We start from the raw sequence: 15,903 nt of genomic DNA, 5'->3' as shown, positions 1-15,903 counted from the left end.
TCGCACGGTCCAGGCGAACGCACAGGTCGTTAAGGTGCGTGGGTGACAATCACCGACAACGGGATCCGGACGGCCCCCGACCCAGCACCGACGCGGCCCGCCGCCCCCGCCCGCCCCGAGGCGGACCGACTGCACATGCTCGACGTCCTGCGGTTCGCCGCAGCCCTGTCGGTCGTCGCGTTCCACGTCGTGCCGATGGTCGGGTTCGTGTACGGGGTGGACGTCGACAGCTACCTCGGCCACGTCGTCGCGCAGGCCAGCCGCTACGGGTGGATGGGTGTGCCGGCGTTCTTCGTGATCTCCGGGTTCGTCATCTGCATGAGCTCCTGGGGCCGGCGGCTCAGCCAGTTCGCGACGTCCCGCGCCGTCCGCCTGCTACCCGCCTACGTGGTGGCGGTGCTGATCACCGCGGCGATCCTCGTCGTGTACCCGACCCCCGGGTTCGACAGTCCCTCGTTCACGCAGGTACTGACCAACCTGACCATGCTGCAGGGGCTCGCCGGCGTACCGAACCTGGACACCGTCTACTGGACGCTGCTGGTCGAGGCGAAGTTCTACCTGCTCTTCGCCGCGCTGGTCTGGGCGGGCCTCACCTACCGCCGGGTCGTGGCGTTCTGTGGGCTGTGGCTGGTGGGTGCCCTGTTCGCCCAGGTGTCCGAGGCCCGACTGCTCGTCGAACTGTTGGAGCCGAAGTGGGCGCCGCTGTTCGTGTGCGGCATCGTGCTCTACCTGATCCACCGGTTCGGTCCGAACACCCTGCTGTGGTGCATGCTGGCGGTCAGCGCGATCCTGTCGACCCGCTCGATCGAGCTGGCGACGGAAGAGCACGCCAAGACGGACCCGATCAACACGCCCGTCGCCCTGGCCCTCTTCGCCGTGTCCCTGGCCCTGATGATCGGCGTCGCGCTCGGGTGGACCCGGAGGGTGCGCTGGCCCGGGACCGCCACGCTGGGCGCGCTGACGTACCCGTTGTACCTGCTCCACTTCCACGTCGTGTTCCTGGCACTGCGGCTCGGCGTCGGTCACGTTCCGGGCTGGCTGCTGCTGGCCGCGTCACTGGTCGGGGTGCTGTTGCTGTCGTACCTGGTGCACCGGCTCGTCGAACGGCCCGGCTCCCAGGCGTTCCGTCGCGGCCTGAAGCACGCCTTCGAGCAGATGGCGACCCGCCGCTGACCCCAGGGAGAAAGATGCGCCCCCACCGGTTGGTGGGGGCGCATCTGCGTTTGGTTCATTCTCACGTCCGCGTTGTCGTCGTCAACGCGAAGGCGGCGAGCGCGCAGTAGACCACGCCGGCAGCCCGGTCGAGTGAACGTAATCGCAGCCTCGGTGTGAGCGTTCGCAGGAATCCGCCGGCCAACGCCCAGCACAGGTCGGGAATGCTGGCAAGCGCAATGAACAGCAAACCAAAGATCAGCAACTGTACGGGGACGGGACCCGCATCGGCGGAGACGAACTGGGGCAGGAAAGCCAGAAAGAAGACGGCGGTCTTCGGATTGAGCGCACCGACGAGCAGGCCACTGCGGAATGCGCTGACGCGTCTCAGGTCTCCGCGGGCACCGTCACCCGCCTGGGCAAGCGTCCCCTCCTTGCGGGAGCGGAACGCCTTCCAGGCGAGCCACAGCAGCCAGGCCGCGCCGGCAAGCTTGACGACTGTGAACAACTGAGCGCTCGCTGCTATGACAGCGGAGACGCCGACGACAGCACCGAAGACGTGTACCAGATAACCGATCTCGACTCCGAGCAAGCTGAACAGGCCGATGGTACGGCCCTTCTGCACCGAGTTGGTCAGGATGAACGCGACAGACGGGCCGGGGAAGCAGACGATCGGGGTGGTCGTGGCGAGGAAGAGCAGTAGCAGGTTTCGGCTGATCACACCTTCTCCTTGCTCACACAGCCCTCGGTGCTCGTTACTCGTCTTCGACCTCGGTGCGATAGACGGTCAAGCCGCGTCGCTGATAGTTGCCCAGTGCGTTCGGGTGGTCCAACGAGGATGTGTGCAGCCAAACCCTCCGAACAGTCGGAGACTCCACGGCCTCGCTGTCCCATGCCTGCCGAATGGCAAGCGTCAGCGCATGGCCACCGAGACCCCGTCCGACATGTTCGGGTAGCAACCCAAAGGTGGTGATCTCCACATCGCCGCCCGGGTGGGGTTCCAGATCAGCAATCCCCACGGTTTGGTCCTTCAGGCTGATGAGCCAGTACTGGCGCAGCGGATGACGCCGCTCCAACTCCTGCCACTCTTCGTCGGTGCGAGACGCGCTCCGCCACCCGTAGGGGGCTCCGATCTGAGCACTGACGGCACGTACGAGCGGCAGGCCACTGTCAACGCGCCGCAGGAGAAGGTCCGGCACCACCTTCCCCGGCCGCAGATCCTCGACGTCGTTCATCTCCAGGTAAGTGACAACCTTTGCCATCCCGGCAGGCTACCCACCGATCCGAGCGGGCCCAACACGAGCGCGGTACGCGGACTCAGTGCGGATTGCGGGCGTTGGCCCCGGAGTTCGATGCCGTGCGGGTCGGGCCACACCGAGCACCTGTTCAGTGCGCACTCGTCAGCATTGCGCGCCCGAGTCGGCCGACTCGGCGACGTGCAGGTCGAAGGTGCCCGACGCGGGAAACGAAAGGTTCATGTACGCCGTGCCACCGTCGAGGTCCTTACTCGCGCACAGCCTGGCGACGCCAGCGGTTGAGGGCGTCACGAGCCACGCCTCACTCTTCACGAGCTGCTGGTAGAAGGAGACGATGGCCCGTTCGTCGGCTTCGCCGCGATTGTGACGACCCGCGTAGGCGACCAGCCGATCCACGTCGCACCCCGAGTACAGCGAGTCCAACTGCACCCCGTCTGGCTGCGCTGTCAACAGCGGCACGGTCTCCAGCACAGTGGCTCGGCTCTGACAGTCAGCCAATCGGGCGTCCTGCCACCGGGTAAACGCTGTTGCACCGCCGACGACCATCAGCACACCGATTGTGAAGATGGCAATGCGCCTGACCATCAGGCCACGGTATCGACAGCCCACCTCAGCCGAAAGACCTGCTCGGCTCCTTGATGAAGGTGATCGACTCGGCGGGTGGCCGCGCCAGCGTCTTCAGATTGTCGTACGCCGCCGACAGCCGCGCCAGGTCACGGCTCGACTCACGGAACAGCTCGCCGGCCAGGTCTCGATGTAGCCCAGGGGCGGCTCGTCGCGCTCGAAGCTGAGTAAGGCGAATCCACCAGCCCCCGCTGACCGGCACCGAACAGATCGAAGCCTCGCACCTTGCATTGAGATCAGCGCTTCGCAGTAGCGCCTACTCGCAGCCGATTCCGTCGCCGTCCCGGTCCAGCTTCCGCGAGTAGCCCGGGTCGCCTTTACGGATCGGAGCCGCTCCCGCAGCCCGCGCCGCCGTGCAGTTGGCGTAGTACACGTTGCCGTCCGGTGCGGGTCCGGTGTCCCCGTTCCCGCCGTCTGGTTCGCACGCCACGCCGTTCCCGTCGCGGTCCAGTTCGGCGCGGAACCCTGGGTCATCCGGGTAGAGGGGGTCGACCCCGGCAGCCCGGACCGCGGCACAGTTCTCGTAGTACGGGGCTTCGGATGGGCCGCTGGTGGGCGGCGGTTTGCGGGCCGGCGGTGCCGTCGTGCGGGGAGCGACCACCACGGCGCTGGCTTCCGGTACCGGCACAGCCACTGGGTTGCCTGTCTGGGTGGTGGTGATGCGGTGGACTTCCGCCGACGCCGACACCTGCGTTTGGGTGGCGGTCGGTTTGTCGTCGCCGATGTTCGCGCCGCAGATGACCATGCCCGCGACCGCGGCGGCGGTGAGGGCCAACGTCTGCACGGGTCGTAAAGGCTTCACCTACGAGAGTGTGCCGAGGACGGGCCGAGGCGGTGATCCGCCGATCGGCTATCGCGGGAGAGGACTGATGCCCAGTCCACGGTGGCACCTCCTGCTGCCCGCCGGTCGCCAGTCGCCGATGACGGCAGCGGCTTGCTGTGCTTGGGGACGTGGCTCGGCCAGGAAGAAATGCCATCCATGGGAGGCTCTCCGGAGCTGGCGTCGTCTGACACGGGGGCCTCAAGGGATGTGCGTTATGGATGCCGCAGCCAAGGAGGCCGCTGTCGCCCGCTTCCTTCAGGAGTATCCGCAACGAGATCGGGCCGCCACCGAGAATCCCTCGCTGCGGGGCTGCGCCGAGGTTGCCTGGTCCGAGATTCCCGGCTGTCCCGCTGGCATCCCGTCTCTGTTCTACGGGCTGCTCGATCAGGTCGCCGCCCCCGAGGCCGCGCGCGTGCTCACAAACGTGCTGCTGGACGGCGTCTTCCACCTGAGCGCGGCAATGCCGGCGGCGTTGCCGTTCCTGCTTCGGCTGGCGGCCAACCCGGATGTCTCGGTGCGGTCCAACGTGTTCGACCTCGTGGTCGTCACCGCTGAACTATCGCAGCCGGTCGACGCGGATAACGAGCGCGCGGTGCTGCTGCTGGGCAACGACAGCGATCATCCGGAACGCGCACAGTGCAGGGCCATATTTTCCGAACAAGCTTCCCTGGTGCATACGTTGCTGGGTGACGACACGTTGAATGCTGCCGACAGAGCGTGGCTTCAGCAGGTCGCAGGGCCCTGGGGCTGATTCAGGACGTCCTCGTCGGGCAGTCTCCGATGAGGCGACCCCGTGCGCCTCCGTTCGTGGCTTGGGTCGCGGTGGCCACCGTCATAGCGGCAACCGCCGTGGCGGCATCGGCCCCGTGACACCAGTCACGCCCGCTCACGCAGGAGGGCGTCCCCGGTCCGGTAGAGCTCGACGAGCAGCCGGCGCAGCTCCGTACCGGCGCGGGTGAGGCGATAGCAGGTACTCGGCGGGAAGGTGCGAGAGCGGTCACGCTCGACCAGGCCCTGCGCGGCCAGCGACGCGAGCCGCTCGCTGAGCACCTTGGCGCTCAGGTCGGGAAGCGCCGCCTGAAGTTGGCCGAACGATCGGGGGCCGTGCATCAACTCCCGCAGCACCAGGGTGGCCCACCTGCCGCTCACCGCGGCCAGGGCGACCTCGACAGGGCAGTTGGGCTCCGGCCGGCGGGCCGCGCCGCGCTGGTCCGGCACCAGGTCACGATCCCAGCCGCCACTCACCATTTGGTTACCTCCGCGAGCAGCACCTTGACTGTCAGCATGTCCCACGATCTCACCACCCACTCCACGAGTGTCCCGCTCAGCGACAGCGCCGCCCAGCACCCGTCGGTGTTTGCCCGCGCCTTCAACTCAGGGAACGTCGCGGCGGTCGAGCAGGTCTACGAACCCGAGGGCCTACTCGTCACAGTCCCCGGCCAGCCCGTCACCGGCACCGCCCGGATTGCCGCCAATCAGCGCCTCCTCGACCTCGGGCTCCCCATCGAGGTGCGACCCCGCCACGTCTACGTGGCCGACGACATCGCCCTGCTCATCGTGGACTGGACCATCGACGGCACCGACCGCGACGGCCGACCCGTACACATCGAAGGCACCGCCACCGACGTCGCCCGCTGCGGTCCCGACGGCCGCTGGCGGTACATCATCGACAACCCGTTCGGCACTGCCGAGCCGGAGACTCACGACGGTGAGCGGTAGAACATCTCTGTCGTGGCCATGGATTGGGGGATGCGGTGAGCTGGGTTGCCAACGTGATGCTGTCGGTGGATCCGGAGGACCGCCGCAACGCTGAGGCGTTCAGCGGGTGGCTCGACGAGGAGTGCCCCCGTCGCGAGCCAGGCATGGGGTCGGGCGGCTGCGGCAACCTGCGCCCGATCACCGATGCGGACAACCAGTGGGGCGGACACAAGAACCCCGAGTGCGAGGTGTACGCCGGGGCGCTCAACCACGCCGACCTCACTGCTGTGGTGAAGCATTTCGGTTCCCTGGCCTGGCACCACCCCAACGCGGTGCAGCTCTTCGTGATGGACCAGGAGGAGTCGTTCTTCCGCGTCTGGATGATCCGCGACGGCGCTCTGCGGCAGTACGCCCCTTCGTCGCCGGACGAGGAGGACGACGAGTTCTGGCCCGCCAACGGGTCGTAGCCGCAGCTTGGAAGAGCGCGCTCGGTCGGCCGTCAGGCCCTACGTGCCACCTGATCCGGTACGCCCCGGCCGCGTACCCTGAGGCTGCTCGATGGCCCGTATGATCCCGGCTCATGCACCAGGTCTGGAAGGTCTCACCGCTCGGGCGGTTCGGGGTACTAGCTCTCATTCCCCTACTTGGCGCGTTCACATGGCTGGCCTGGGGCAACGTGCTGGTGACTCTCCTCGCGAGCCTCAGTGTGCTGGTCAGCTGGTTTCGGCTCGCCTTCCGCCCGGCAGTGACACTGACGGACGAGGAAGTGATCGTGCGGAATCCGAACGGCTCGCAACAGGTCAGCCTCAACGATGTGGCAACTGTCGAGCCCGGGTACGGCGGTCTGACCATCACGACCACGAGGGGTGAACGCGTCGTCGCGTGGGCGGTGCAGAAGTCCAACCTCGCGACGTGGACGGGCAGGCAAACTCGTGCGGACGACGTAGCGGCCTCGATCACTGCGGCCAGCCGGAGTCGCGCCTGAGCCGCCCACAATCGAGGGCTTCGCTTTCGATGATCCTGGTGCAGGATGCAACGGTGAAGTCGATCTATCGGACTCCTGCGGGCAGGGACAGCATCCGGCAGTGGTGCGAGGAGCGGCTGAGTGCCTGGCCGATCCAACACGATCGACACGTGATTCGCGCCCAGGGCGAAGACACGCACGTCGTCACCGCTGGCGCAGGCCCCGTTACGGTCGTATTCGTCGCTGGGGACCGCTTCAGCACGGCCGCCTACCTGCCGTTGCTCACAGCCTTGGCCCAGCGGTACCGGGTGGTCGCCGCCGACGTTCCGGGCCAGCCTGGATTGAGTTCCGGTGAAGCGGGTGCCGCCGGTGGCCGGCTCACCTGGTACGGCGCATGGCTGGGAGAGGTCATCGAGGAAACCACCGCAGGACCTGTCGTGGTGTTCGGGCATTCGTTCGGCGGCGCTGTCGCGCTCACGGCAGATCATTCGCGGATTCACGGCAAGGTCGCCGTGGCTCCGGGAGGGCTGTGCCGACTCAGGGTCACTCCCCGTGTCATGTTGGCGTTCCTGAGCTGGCTGGGGCGGCCACGGGCGGCTTCGAGCCTTCGTCTGCTGCGAACCCTGTCTGCTCCCGGCCGAGCGCCCCGCGCCGACCTGGTGGAGTGGATGACGTTGGTCGCCCGACACACCCGTCCGGTGAGTTCCGATGACCTCGTACCGCAGGTAGCGCGCACGATGCCGGTCCTGATCGCAAGCGGAGACCACGACGTGTTCCTGCCGCCGGACCGACTGCGGTCCGGGGCACAGCAGCGGCTTCATGTTGACCCTGACATCATTTCTGCCGCCGGCCACCTGGTCACCGATGAGCATCCCGATCAGCTCGCCGCGATGGTCGGCCGGCTGGTCAACTAACGCTCAAACACCGCACCGCACCGCACCGCACGAGAGCCTGCCGTCGCCGTACGTCGTGAAGATCTGGAACGGACGCGCGACGTCGGCCTTGCCCGGCGTTGCTAATGTCGGGGCGACGTCCGGAGGGGTGGACGGGGAGGACGGCGCGGTGGCCAGCAGCGGGAGTGCAGCGGCCTTGGCGAATCGGCGTGCTCGCGCGCCGATGGTCGTGATCGGCAGCGTCGTCGCGTTGGCCGCCCTCATCGCGCTGGGGTACCGGCTGGGTACCAACCCGCGGGTCGAGCAGCGCGAGGGCGTCATCCTCATGGTGTTGGCTCCGGGAGCCTTTCTGGTGCTGTCCTGGCTAGTCCGCCTCATGCAGTGGTGGGGTGCCGCTCGTGCTCCCGCGAGGCGCGTCATGGTGACCGCGCATCTGGCGCAGTCGCCGCAGCCGGGAAGTGCGGGGCGGGTCACCGCTGCGGCGCACGCCGTGAGCGCCGCCGGCGGGATCGACGCCAGTCCCAAGGGATATGCCGTGTGGCTGACGGTGAACGGCCGGGACGGCGGTGTCCTGCACCAACGCGTCGTCTGGGAACCGTGGTTGCGCGAGCTGACCAGGCCGCGTCAGGCCACGGTCCGGCACGGGTCCGGCGTCAGCGTGGTCGACGTGGCCGGGTACGGGCGGCTCTGGCCGGCGAGTCTCACGCTGCGCCGTCGTCCCCACGGAGTCAGACTCATTCCGTTCCGCAAGGCCAGTGGGTTGCCGAAGAAGAACAGCCTCTCGCACGGCCGTCTGGTCTTCCTTCTTTTCCTGTTCGTCGCGCCCGTCCTGGCCGACGCCGTCACCCAAGGCGCGTGGGCGCTGCTCGGGTGGTGGGTGACGTACGTCGTCGCCTCGATGGTCGCCACCGGAGCCTGGTTCGGCATCATCCCGCCCGGCGTGCTTCCGGAAGCAGCCCGTCGGGGCCGCGCCCCGACGACCTCGTGACCACGGACGCGATCGAGCGGGCAGGCGGCGACCTCGGCCAGCTCCGTGAAGCGCTGCTCGGCAGCATCGCATCCGGCGGGTCGTGCTGCTGCGGACTGAGGGTGTCGGCCCGGACCTCGATACGGTTCGCCCGGATCGTCGTCAACATGGCTGAACAGGGAAATTGCTTCGCACCACAAGCGCCCTTTCCCAGCGCAGCGGGTCGATGGCGGCGGGACGCCGGCCCGCGGCGGGCGGAGGACCAGCGTCCGGAGGAGCAGCGTCCGGTGAGGACGATCAGCCGGCGGCCCGCTCCTCGGCCGTCACCTGAGCCCGCAGTTCCAGAAGGGCGCGCAACGCCCGGCTGTACATCTCGATGCTCTTCTCGCTGTGCGTGTCGATCGCGGTCTTGAGTTCCGTGAAGGTCTTGGCCACGACCTCATCCAGGGTGATCTTGTCGATGCCGTTCATCGTGGGCTCCTTCGTCTCGTGCTGCCGGCGCAGCGTCAGGGCGGTGACCGGGCCCGCGCTCAATCGGCCCGGACCGCCGCTTCTGGCTCTGCCCTATCCTGCGTCGCGCGTTGCCGTCGCGGCAGCAGCACGGCTGACACCAGGTAGCCCACACCGACGACGGCCCACAGCGCGGCAAATATCCAGTGGGGCGGTGTGGGGTCTCCGACGGCCACGAGCATCCACCCGACGGCCAGGGAGAGCCAGACGCCGGCCCTGATGAAGCTCTGCTTCGGCGTCTTCGATGTCTGCCACCACGGGTTCTTGGCTGGCTTCATATAGGAGATATTCGCACTCATCACGGGACCACGCCGGCCCCGGGACTAGAACCAGGGGGATTGCGTGGTGGGGCGGGCGGGACTCGAACCCGCGACCGAGGGATTATGAGTCCCCTGCTCTAACCGGCTGAGCTACCGCCCCGAAACACCGCGCCGGATCTTATCCCGCTCGGCGATCAGCAGCCAGCACCGCGCCGGCCGGCGCCCACGCCTGCGCCAGCACGATGGGCTACAGGAATATAACAGCGTGCTCGGGTACGCCTGTCAGCCGGCGCGCAGCTCGTCCAACACCGCGCCGGCCGCGCGCCACCCGCTGGCGAGAGCGCCCTGGATCGATGGGCTGTCCCGGTGGTCACCGGCCACGAACAGGCCCTCCCCCAACGACACGGGCTTGCGCAGTCGTCCCTGCGGTGGCGGCGCGGCGGGCAGCGCCTGTGGCACGGCCACGGTGGTGAGGTGTGTCCAGTCGGCGGTGGATCGGCCGTACAGCCGGGTCAGCTCGGCCCGGATGGTCGGCTCGGGTGGCGCGCTCGGGCCGACCACCGACGTGGCCACCAGGTGCCGCCCGGCGGGCGCGTACGTCGACGCGGCGTTGCTGAGCACGACCGTGTTCGCCACGATCTCCCGCCGGTCGCCGTCGACGAGCAGGATCGGTTCGGGAAGCGGCGGCTCCGGCGCGCTGTGGTAGTAGGTGGTGTAGCTGTGCATGCGTACCGTCGCCAGGGCCGGCAGCAGCGCGGGCGCGGCGGGCGGGTCGACGGCGACCACGACGGCCCGGCAGCGGATGTCGCCGGCCTGGGTGCGGACCCGGCCGGGCGCGACAGCCGCGACCGGGGTGTCCAGATCGAGCAGGTCGGCGGGGAGCGGCGCGGCGATGGCCCGGGGCAGCGCGGCCATGCCCTCGGCGGGCAGGCCGATCCGGCCGCGGGCGAAGGAGCGCAACACCATCGCGAGTACGTGGCTGGAGGTGGCCAACTCCCGGTCGATGAACACTCCGGACAGGAACGGCCGCAGCAGCTCCTCGATGATCGCGTCGGAGAGGCCCGCCCGGCGCAGCGCGGTCTCGGCGCTGGTCTCCGGGGCGGTGAGCAGCCGGGACACCGGCAGGGTGGCGCAGCCGGTCGCGAGCGCGGCGAAGCGGAGCCGGTCGAGCAGGGAGCCGACTCCGGCGAGCGCGGTGCCGGGGGCGCCGGTCGGCTCGCGCAGCGGGTTGACAAGCCGCAACAGGTCGTCGCCCTTGCGCACCAGCACGCCGGAGGTGAAGTACCCGAGGTGCAGCCGGTCGATGTCGAGCAGTGTGCCGAGCTGCGGGTAGGCGGTGTTGAGCACCTGGAAGCCGCGGTCGACGAGGTAGCCGTCGACGACGTCGGTGGCGACCCGACCGCCGAGTCGGCCGCCGGCCTCCAGCAGCCGCCAGGGCACGCCGGCGCGGTGCAGCCGGCGGGCGGCGGCGAGGCCGGCCAGGCCACCGCCGACGATGACCACGTCCGTCTCAGCCAGCATCGCGCGCCTCCCGCTCACCGTTCGCCCGGGACAGTCGGCCCGGCCACCAGATCTTCGGCCCGATGTCGTACGCGAGCGCGGGCACCAGCAGCGACCGGACGATGATCGTGTCGATCAGTACCCCGATCGCGACCGCCGTACCCAACTCGACGAGGATCACGAGCGGCAGCACGGCGAGGGCGGAGAAGGTCGCGGCGAGCACGATGCCGGCGGAGGTGATCACGCCGCCGGTGACGGCGAGGCCGGCCAGCACCCCGGCGCGGGTGCCGCGCTTGAGTGACTCCTCTCGTACCCGGCTCATCAGGAAGATGTTGTAGTCGATGCCGAGGGCGACCAGGAAGACGAAGGCGAACAGCGGGAACGACGAGTCCACCCCGGGAAAGTCGAACGCGTGCCGGAACAGCAGCGCGCAGAGGCCGAGGGTGGCCGCGAAGCTGAGCAGCACGGTGCCGATCAGCAGCAGCGGGGCGAGCAGCGCCCGCAGCAGCAGGGCCAGGATGACCGCGATGACCACGAGCACCACCGGGATGATGACGTTCTGGTCGCGCTTCGCGGCGTCGGAGGTGTCCACGTTGATCGCCGTGAAGCCGCCGACCACCGCGTCCGCGCCGGGCACCCGGTGTACGGCCACCCGCAGCTCCCGGATGGTCCGCTCGGCGCCGTCGCTGTCCGGCGGGTCGGCCAGGGTGGCCTCCAGTTGCACCCGCCCGTCGACGACCTTGGGTGGGGCGTTCTCCTTCGGTGGGCCGGTCTGCGGGCCGGCGGTGAGGGGGCGGACGTCGGCGACGCCGGGCACGTCCTTCGCCACCTGGGCGACCTGCCGGGCGGTCTGTTCGGTGGTGAAGATGGTGGCCGGGCTGCCCGTGCCGGCCGGGAAGTGCCGGGAGATCACCTCCTGCCCGTCCACCGAGTCGGTGCGCTGGGTGAACAGGTCGGACTGCCCGAGCGTGGTGGCGCCGAGCTGGGTGAGGCCCAGCGTGAGGACGGCCAGGACGACGGCGGTGCTCAGCCAGATCGGTCGGGCGTGCCGGGCCACGAAACCGGCGACGCGGCTCCAGATGCCGTGCTCGGCGCGCGGGTCGGCCTGGTCCTCCCGGGGCCGTCGGGGCCAGAACGCCCACCGGCCGCCGAGCACCAGCAGCGCGGGCAGGAAGGTGAGCATCACCAGCAGGGTGGCGGCGATGCCGATGGCGGCGACCGGGCCGAGCGCCCGGTTGGAGTTGAGGCTGGACAGCAGCAGGCAGAGCAGGCTGACGATGACCGTGCCGCCGGAGGCGATGATGGCGGGCGCGGCGCCCTTCCACGCGGTGCGCATGGCGTCCCACGGTCGGGCGTGGCGGTGCAGCTCCTCCCGGTAGCGGGCGATCATCAGCAGCGCGTAGTCGGTGCCGGCGCCGAAGACCAGCACGGTGAGGATGCCCTGCGCCTGCCCGTTGAGCTTCACCACGTCGGCGTCGGCGAGCAGGTAGACGAAGACCGAGGCCAGGGCGTACGACATGCCGGCGGCGAGCAGCGGAAAGACCCAGAGCACCGGGCTGCGGTAGACCACCAACAGGATGATCAGCACCACCGCCAGGGTGACCAGCAGCAGTGGCCCGTCGATGGCGGAGAAGACCTTGATCAGGTCGGCGAGCAGGCCGGCGGGTCCGGAGACGTCCACGCTGAGCCCGTCGGAGTCACCGCCGGTGATGTCGCGGAGCTGGTCGACGACCGAGCCGATCTCCTCCCCCTCGGCGTCATCCACCGGCACGACGACCTGCAGGGCCTGGCCGTCCTGGCTCGGAATGGGCGGGGGCAACGGGGTGAGCACGCCGGGCACCTGGGCGAACCGGGCGGCGTCGGCGCTGACCCGCTGCCGGTCGGCGTCGGTGATCCCGGCCGCCCGTTCGTAGACGACGAGCGCCGGGATGGTCTGCCGGTCGACGAAGTCGCCGGTGAGGTCCTGGGCGCGGGTCGCCTCGGCGTCGGTGGGCAGGAAGGCGGCGTTGTCGTTGGTGGCGACCTCACTGAGCCGCCCGGCGTACGGCCCGGCCACGCCGCCGATCACCAGCCAGGCCAGCACGACCGCCACCGCGATCAGCGTGGCCCTGCCGCCTCGTCCGGACATCCGCACTCACCCCATGGATCGACGCGGTGGGAGTTTGCGTCAACGCCGACCATCCTGCCGGCCACGCAGGTCGAAAGGACCGAAACCGGAATCCCAACGGCGTCGATCATGGAGTTGTGGTGGTGGACGAAAAGTGCAATACCGACTCAACCCGGCACCACAACTCCATGATCGACGGGAGGCTGGGGGCGGGGTGGGGGCGGGGTGGGGGCGGGGTGGGGGCGGGGTGGGGGCGGGGTGGGGGCGGGGTGGGGGCGGGGTGGGGGTACGGGAACGCCCGTCGGCCGGGGGCCGACGGGCGTTGGGCGGAGAGGCTCCCCCGATTGGACTCGAACCAATAACCTGCCGGTTAACAGCCGGCTGCTCTGCCAATTGAGCTACAGGGGATCGTGCATCGCGCGCCTCCGGATCACGCCGGCACCGTGCGACGGGAAAAGAATACAGGACATCCCCCGGTGGCGGTCCAGTGGGTTCCGCCGCACCTTCCGATGATCAAGGTGTGCAGGTCAGGCCTCGCGACGTATCGACAATTGGGGTAAATCGCCATCCCGGCACAAGCATGCTTGAGCGGAGAGCAGGATGGGTAGTTAGCTGCGGACAGAGGACGCAGGCGCGAACAGGTCGCCTTCCGACGGGGCAACTCGCCGGGGCGACGGCGCGTCAGGTACGGAAGGAGCCGCCATGCGCGGAAAGATCATGTTTCTTGGCGGGCTGGCTGCGGGATTCGTCCTGGGCGCCCGTGCCGGCCGGGAAAAGTACGAAGAGCTCGTGGTCAAGGGCCGCAAGGTGCTCGACCACCCGACCGTCCAGGAGGCGGCCGGGGTCGCGCAGGCCCAGGCCAACAAGCTCTACAGCGAGGGTAAGGACAAGCTCGGCCAGTCCAAGCTGGGCGAGAAGCTGGGCACCGGCAACGGCAGCACCGGCAAGCAGGAGCTGACCGCCGCCGACGACGCGTTCGCCGGCACGCCCGCCACCGTGGGCGCCAAGGCGGGCACCAGCACGGTCGGCACGACCTCCGGGTCGCCGTCGTCCACCAACACCCCCCGCACCAAGCCGTCCGGCTCGGGCACGAACGCCAGCACGCTCTGACCAATCGCACGTCGACGGGCCGGTCGCCGCAGGGCGACCGGCCCGTGGTCTGTCCGAGGTGCGGTCAGTCCTTGCTGCTGAACGCCGCGTCGAACGCCGCGCTCGGCGCGTCGAAGGCGAGCCGACGGACGAACTGCAACGCCTCCGGGGCGCCGACCAGCCGGTCCATCCCGGCGTCTTCCCACTCGACCGAGATCGGGCCCTCGTAACCGATCGCGTTCAACGCGCGGAAGCAGTCCTCCCAGGGCACGTCGCCGTGGCCCGTGGAGACGAAGTCCCACCCGCGGCGCAGGTCGGCCCAGGGCAGGTGCGAGGCGAGCCGGCCACGCCGGCCGTCGCCGGTGCGCACCTTGGCGTCCTTGCAGTCCACGTGGTAGATCCGGTCGGCGAAGTCGAAGATGAAGTTCACCGGGTCCAGCTCCTGCCAGACGAAGTGCGACGGGTCCCAGTTCAGCCCGAACGCGGGCCGGTTGCCGATGGCCTCCAGCGTCCGCTTCGTCGTCCAGTAGTCGTACGCGATCTCGCTGGGGTGGACCTCGTGCGCGAACCGCACCCCCACCTCGTCGAACACGTCGAGGATCGGGTTCCACCGGTCGGCGAAGTCCTGGTAGCCGCGCTCGATCATCGACGGCGGCACCGGCGGGAACATCGCCAGGGTGTGCCAGATCGACGAACCGGTGAAGCCGACGACAGTCTTCACTCCGAGCTTCGCCGCCGCCCGCGCGGTGTCCTTGATCTCCTCGGCGGCCCGCTGGCGGACCCCCTCGGGCTCCCCGTCGCCCCAGATCCGGGCGGGCAGGATGTCCTGGTGCCGCTCGTCGATCGGGTGGTCGCAGACGGCCTGGCCGACCAGGTGGTTGGAGATTGTGAAGACCTCAAGGTTGTGCTTCGCAAGGGTCTCCCGCTTGCGCTCGACGTACGAGTCGTCGGCGAGCGCCTTGTCGACCTCGAAGTGGTCGCCCCAGCAGGCGATCTCCAGACCGTCGTAGCCCCACTCGGAGGCGAGCCGGCAGACCTCCTCGAAAGGTAGGTCGGCCCACTGGCCGGTGAAGAGCGTGATGGGTCGCGCCATTGTTCTTCTCCCCTGATTGTCATGGGGGATTCCAGGTGCGGACCGGGGCGAGGGTGACCGGACGTACGCGGCACCGAGCGGTCACCGGTGGGTGCGGAACACACCTGGGCCCGGCGGGTTGCGCCTCCCACCGGGTCACCGGCCACCTACACGGTCGCCGCCCCCACCCTATTTCCGCGACACCCCATTACGAAAGCCCTGCGGCCCGCTGATCATTCGGCCACCTCCTCGGGCGCCGGCAGGGCGGCCCGCACGGCGAAGCCACCACCGGCGCGGGGGCCGGCCGACAACGTGCCGCCGAGGCGTTCGGTGCGCCTGCGTACCCCGAGCAGACCCCGCCCGGCGCCCTGGGTGCCACCACCGGCGCCCTCGTCGCGGACCTCGATGGTGATGCCCGTGGCGTCGTAGCGCAGGCGGACCGCGACCGGCGCGCCCGGGGCGTGCCGGCACGCGTTCGTCAACGATTCCTCGATGATCCGGTACGCCACCGCGTCGACCGGTCCCGGGAGCGGCCGGGGTTGGCCGGCCAGGCTCCATCGCACCGGCTGACCTGCGGCGAAGCCCTCCACCAGCGCGTCGAGCCGGTTCAGGCTGCCTGTCGGCTCGAACGGGTCGTCCGGCTCCTCGGGACGCCGGAGCGCGCCCGCCAGCCGGTGCCCCTGCTCCAGCACCATCCCGCGCCACCGCGCGAACCGCCCCATGCTGGTCAAGGTACGGCAGCCGGCTGTGCACCGGTCCCCCGCGTCACCGCCCCGCGCGCCTTACCCGCTCGCCCCGCCCCGCCCTCGCCCCGCCCTCGCCCTCGCCCTCGCCCCGCCCTCGCCCCGCCCTCGCCCCGCCGATCTTGCATTTTGTGTTGTCGAAGAGTCGGGATTGTGGCATAAGTACCGACAGAAAGTGCAAGACGCTTCTATGTACGTGGTGATCGGTTCGGCTGGTTGCCGCTAGGTTCGGCGTCGATGATCGC

At 69.5% G+C, this 15,903-nt stretch carries 20 protein-coding genes and 2 tRNA genes; 8 read left to right on the top strand and 14 right to left on the bottom strand.

What is annotated here, in order from left to right; translation table 11 throughout:
• The first annotated feature begins 42 nt into the window (after positions 1 to 42).
• Positions 43 to 1,173, top strand: coding sequence for an acyltransferase family protein (locus ACPXBU_RS30810; RefSeq protein WP_425760893.1), 1,131 nt, complete (start codon positions 43 to 45; stop codon positions 1,171 to 1,173).
• Between the two features lie 61 nt (positions 1,174 to 1,234).
• Here ACPXBU_RS30810 and ACPXBU_RS30805 read toward each other — a convergent pair whose 3' ends face one another.
• From ACPXBU_RS30805 to ACPXBU_RS30785, 5 genes are all read right to left on the bottom strand, one after another.
• Positions 1,235 to 1,873, bottom strand: a complete 639-nt coding sequence (locus ACPXBU_RS30805; RefSeq protein WP_425760892.1) for a LysE family translocator — start codon at positions 1,871 to 1,873, stop codon at positions 1,235 to 1,237.
• A 34-nt stretch (positions 1,874 to 1,907) separates the two neighbouring features.
• Positions 1,908 to 2,414, bottom strand: a complete 507-nt coding sequence (locus ACPXBU_RS30800; RefSeq protein ID WP_425760891.1) for a GNAT family N-acetyltransferase — start codon at positions 2,412 to 2,414, stop codon at positions 1,908 to 1,910.
• A 138-nt stretch (positions 2,415 to 2,552) separates the two neighbouring features.
• Complete coding sequence (locus ACPXBU_RS30795) at positions 2,553 to 2,993, bottom strand: hypothetical protein (protein WP_425760890.1); 441 nt, start codon at positions 2,991 to 2,993, stop codon at positions 2,553 to 2,555.
• Between the two features lie 25 nt (positions 2,994 to 3,018).
• Positions 3,019 to 3,234: a hypothetical protein gene (locus ACPXBU_RS30790; RefSeq protein ID WP_425760889.1), complete on the bottom strand. Its 216-nt coding sequence runs from the start codon at positions 3,232 to 3,234 to the stop codon at positions 3,019 to 3,021.
• 54 nt (positions 3,235 to 3,288) lie between these two features.
• Complete coding sequence (locus tag ACPXBU_RS30785) at positions 3,289 to 3,807, bottom strand: excalibur calcium-binding domain-containing protein (RefSeq protein ID WP_425760888.1); 519 nt, start codon at positions 3,805 to 3,807, stop codon at positions 3,289 to 3,291.
• Positions 3,808 to 4,069: 262 nt separating this feature from the next.
• Between ACPXBU_RS30785 and ACPXBU_RS30780 the strand changes: the two genes are divergently transcribed.
• Entirely contained in the window at positions 4,070 to 4,606 is a 537-nt protein-coding gene (locus ACPXBU_RS30780; RefSeq protein WP_425760887.1) for a hypothetical protein, read from the top strand.
• Between the two features lie 125 nt (positions 4,607 to 4,731).
• Here the strand turns inward: ACPXBU_RS30780 and ACPXBU_RS30775 are convergent, their stop codons facing one another.
• Positions 4,732 to 5,100, bottom strand: coding sequence for a winged helix-turn-helix transcriptional regulator (locus ACPXBU_RS30775; RefSeq protein WP_393364552.1), 369 nt, complete (start codon positions 5,098 to 5,100; stop codon positions 4,732 to 4,734).
• A gap of 39 nt (positions 5,101 to 5,139) precedes the next feature.
• Between ACPXBU_RS30775 and ACPXBU_RS30770 the strand changes: the two genes are divergently transcribed.
• The 5 genes from ACPXBU_RS30770 (at position 5,140) to ACPXBU_RS30750 (ending at position 8,398) form a co-directional block, all read left to right on the top strand.
• Positions 5,140 to 5,574, top strand: coding sequence for a YybH family protein (locus ACPXBU_RS30770; protein WP_425760886.1), 435 nt, complete (start codon positions 5,140 to 5,142; stop codon positions 5,572 to 5,574).
• A 35-nt stretch (positions 5,575 to 5,609) separates the two neighbouring features.
• Positions 5,610 to 6,020: a squamosa promoter-binding protein 15 gene (locus ACPXBU_RS30765; protein WP_425760885.1), complete on the top strand. Its 411-nt coding sequence runs from the start codon at positions 5,610 to 5,612 to the stop codon at positions 6,018 to 6,020.
• 113 nt (positions 6,021 to 6,133) lie between these two features.
• On the top strand, positions 6,134 to 6,538 hold the full coding sequence (locus tag ACPXBU_RS30760) for a PH domain-containing protein (protein WP_425760884.1): 405 nt from the start codon (positions 6,134 to 6,136) through the stop codon (positions 6,536 to 6,538).
• A gap of 29 nt (positions 6,539 to 6,567) precedes the next feature.
• Positions 6,568 to 7,431 carry an alpha/beta fold hydrolase gene (locus tag ACPXBU_RS30755; RefSeq protein ID WP_425760883.1) on the top strand — a complete coding sequence of 288 codons (864 nt, stop codon included), beginning with the start codon at positions 6,568 to 6,570 and terminating at the stop codon, positions 7,429 to 7,431.
• The gene (locus tag ACPXBU_RS30750; protein ID WP_425760882.1) at positions 7,382 to 8,398 is read left to right on the top strand and encodes a hypothetical protein; all 1,017 of its coding nucleotides are present in this window, start codon (positions 7,382 to 7,384) and stop codon (positions 8,396 to 8,398) included. Before ACPXBU_RS30755 ends, ACPXBU_RS30750 begins: the two co-directional genes overlap by 50 nt.
• Before the next feature lie 276 nt (positions 8,399 to 8,674).
• On the opposite strand, the gene ACPXBU_RS30745 is transcribed toward ACPXBU_RS30750, so the two are convergent.
• The 6 genes from ACPXBU_RS30745 to ACPXBU_RS30720 all read right to left on the bottom strand — a co-directional run bounded on the left by ACPXBU_RS30745 (position 8,675) and on the right by ACPXBU_RS30720 (position 13,162).
• Positions 8,675 to 8,848 (bottom strand): hypothetical protein, encoded by a 174-nt coding sequence (locus ACPXBU_RS30745; RefSeq protein ID WP_425760881.1) that lies wholly within the window; start codon positions 8,846 to 8,848, stop codon positions 8,675 to 8,677.
• 59 nt (positions 8,849 to 8,907) lie between these two features.
• Positions 8,908 to 9,186, bottom strand: coding sequence for a hypothetical protein (locus ACPXBU_RS30740; protein ID WP_425760880.1), 279 nt, complete (start codon positions 9,184 to 9,186; stop codon positions 8,908 to 8,910).
• Between the two features lie 44 nt (positions 9,187 to 9,230).
• A tRNA-Ile gene (locus ACPXBU_RS30735) sits at positions 9,231 to 9,307 on the bottom strand.
• 122 nt (positions 9,308 to 9,429) lie between these two features.
• Complete coding sequence (locus tag ACPXBU_RS30730) at positions 9,430 to 10,668, bottom strand: FAD-dependent oxidoreductase (protein WP_425760879.1); 1,239 nt, start codon at positions 10,666 to 10,668, stop codon at positions 9,430 to 9,432.
• Positions 10,658 to 12,775: an MMPL family transporter gene (locus ACPXBU_RS30725; protein ID WP_425760878.1), complete on the bottom strand. Its 2,118-nt coding sequence runs from the start codon at positions 12,773 to 12,775 to the stop codon at positions 10,658 to 10,660. The genes ACPXBU_RS30730 and ACPXBU_RS30725 overlap by 11 nt, the downstream gene beginning before the upstream one ends.
• A 314-nt stretch (positions 12,776 to 13,089) precedes the next feature.
• Positions 13,090 to 13,162, bottom strand: a tRNA-Asn gene (locus tag ACPXBU_RS30720).
• A gap of 294 nt (positions 13,163 to 13,456) precedes the next feature.
• Between ACPXBU_RS30720 and ACPXBU_RS30715 the strand changes: the two genes are divergently transcribed.
• Positions 13,457 to 13,864 (top strand): hypothetical protein, encoded by a 408-nt coding sequence (locus ACPXBU_RS30715; RefSeq protein ID WP_393364300.1) that lies wholly within the window; start codon positions 13,457 to 13,459, stop codon positions 13,862 to 13,864.
• A gap of 64 nt (positions 13,865 to 13,928) precedes the next feature.
• On the opposite strand, the gene ACPXBU_RS30710 is transcribed toward ACPXBU_RS30715, so the two are convergent.
• Complete coding sequence (locus ACPXBU_RS30710) at positions 13,929 to 14,936, bottom strand: sugar phosphate isomerase/epimerase family protein (protein WP_425760877.1); 1,008 nt, start codon at positions 14,934 to 14,936, stop codon at positions 13,929 to 13,931.
• A 212-nt stretch (positions 14,937 to 15,148) separates the two neighbouring features.
• Positions 15,149 to 15,637, bottom strand: a complete 489-nt coding sequence (locus ACPXBU_RS30705; protein WP_425760876.1) for a sensor histidine kinase — start codon at positions 15,635 to 15,637, stop codon at positions 15,149 to 15,151.
• Positions 15,638 to 15,903 lie beyond the last annotated feature (266 nt).

It is taken from the genome of Micromonospora sp. DT231 (assembly GCF_049847025.1).
Classification (GTDB): domain Bacteria; phylum Actinomycetota; class Actinomycetes; order Mycobacteriales; family Micromonosporaceae; genus Micromonospora.
The sequence above is the reverse complement of the archived record's forward strand: the minus strand, read 5'-3'. Positions and strand labels throughout refer to the sequence as shown.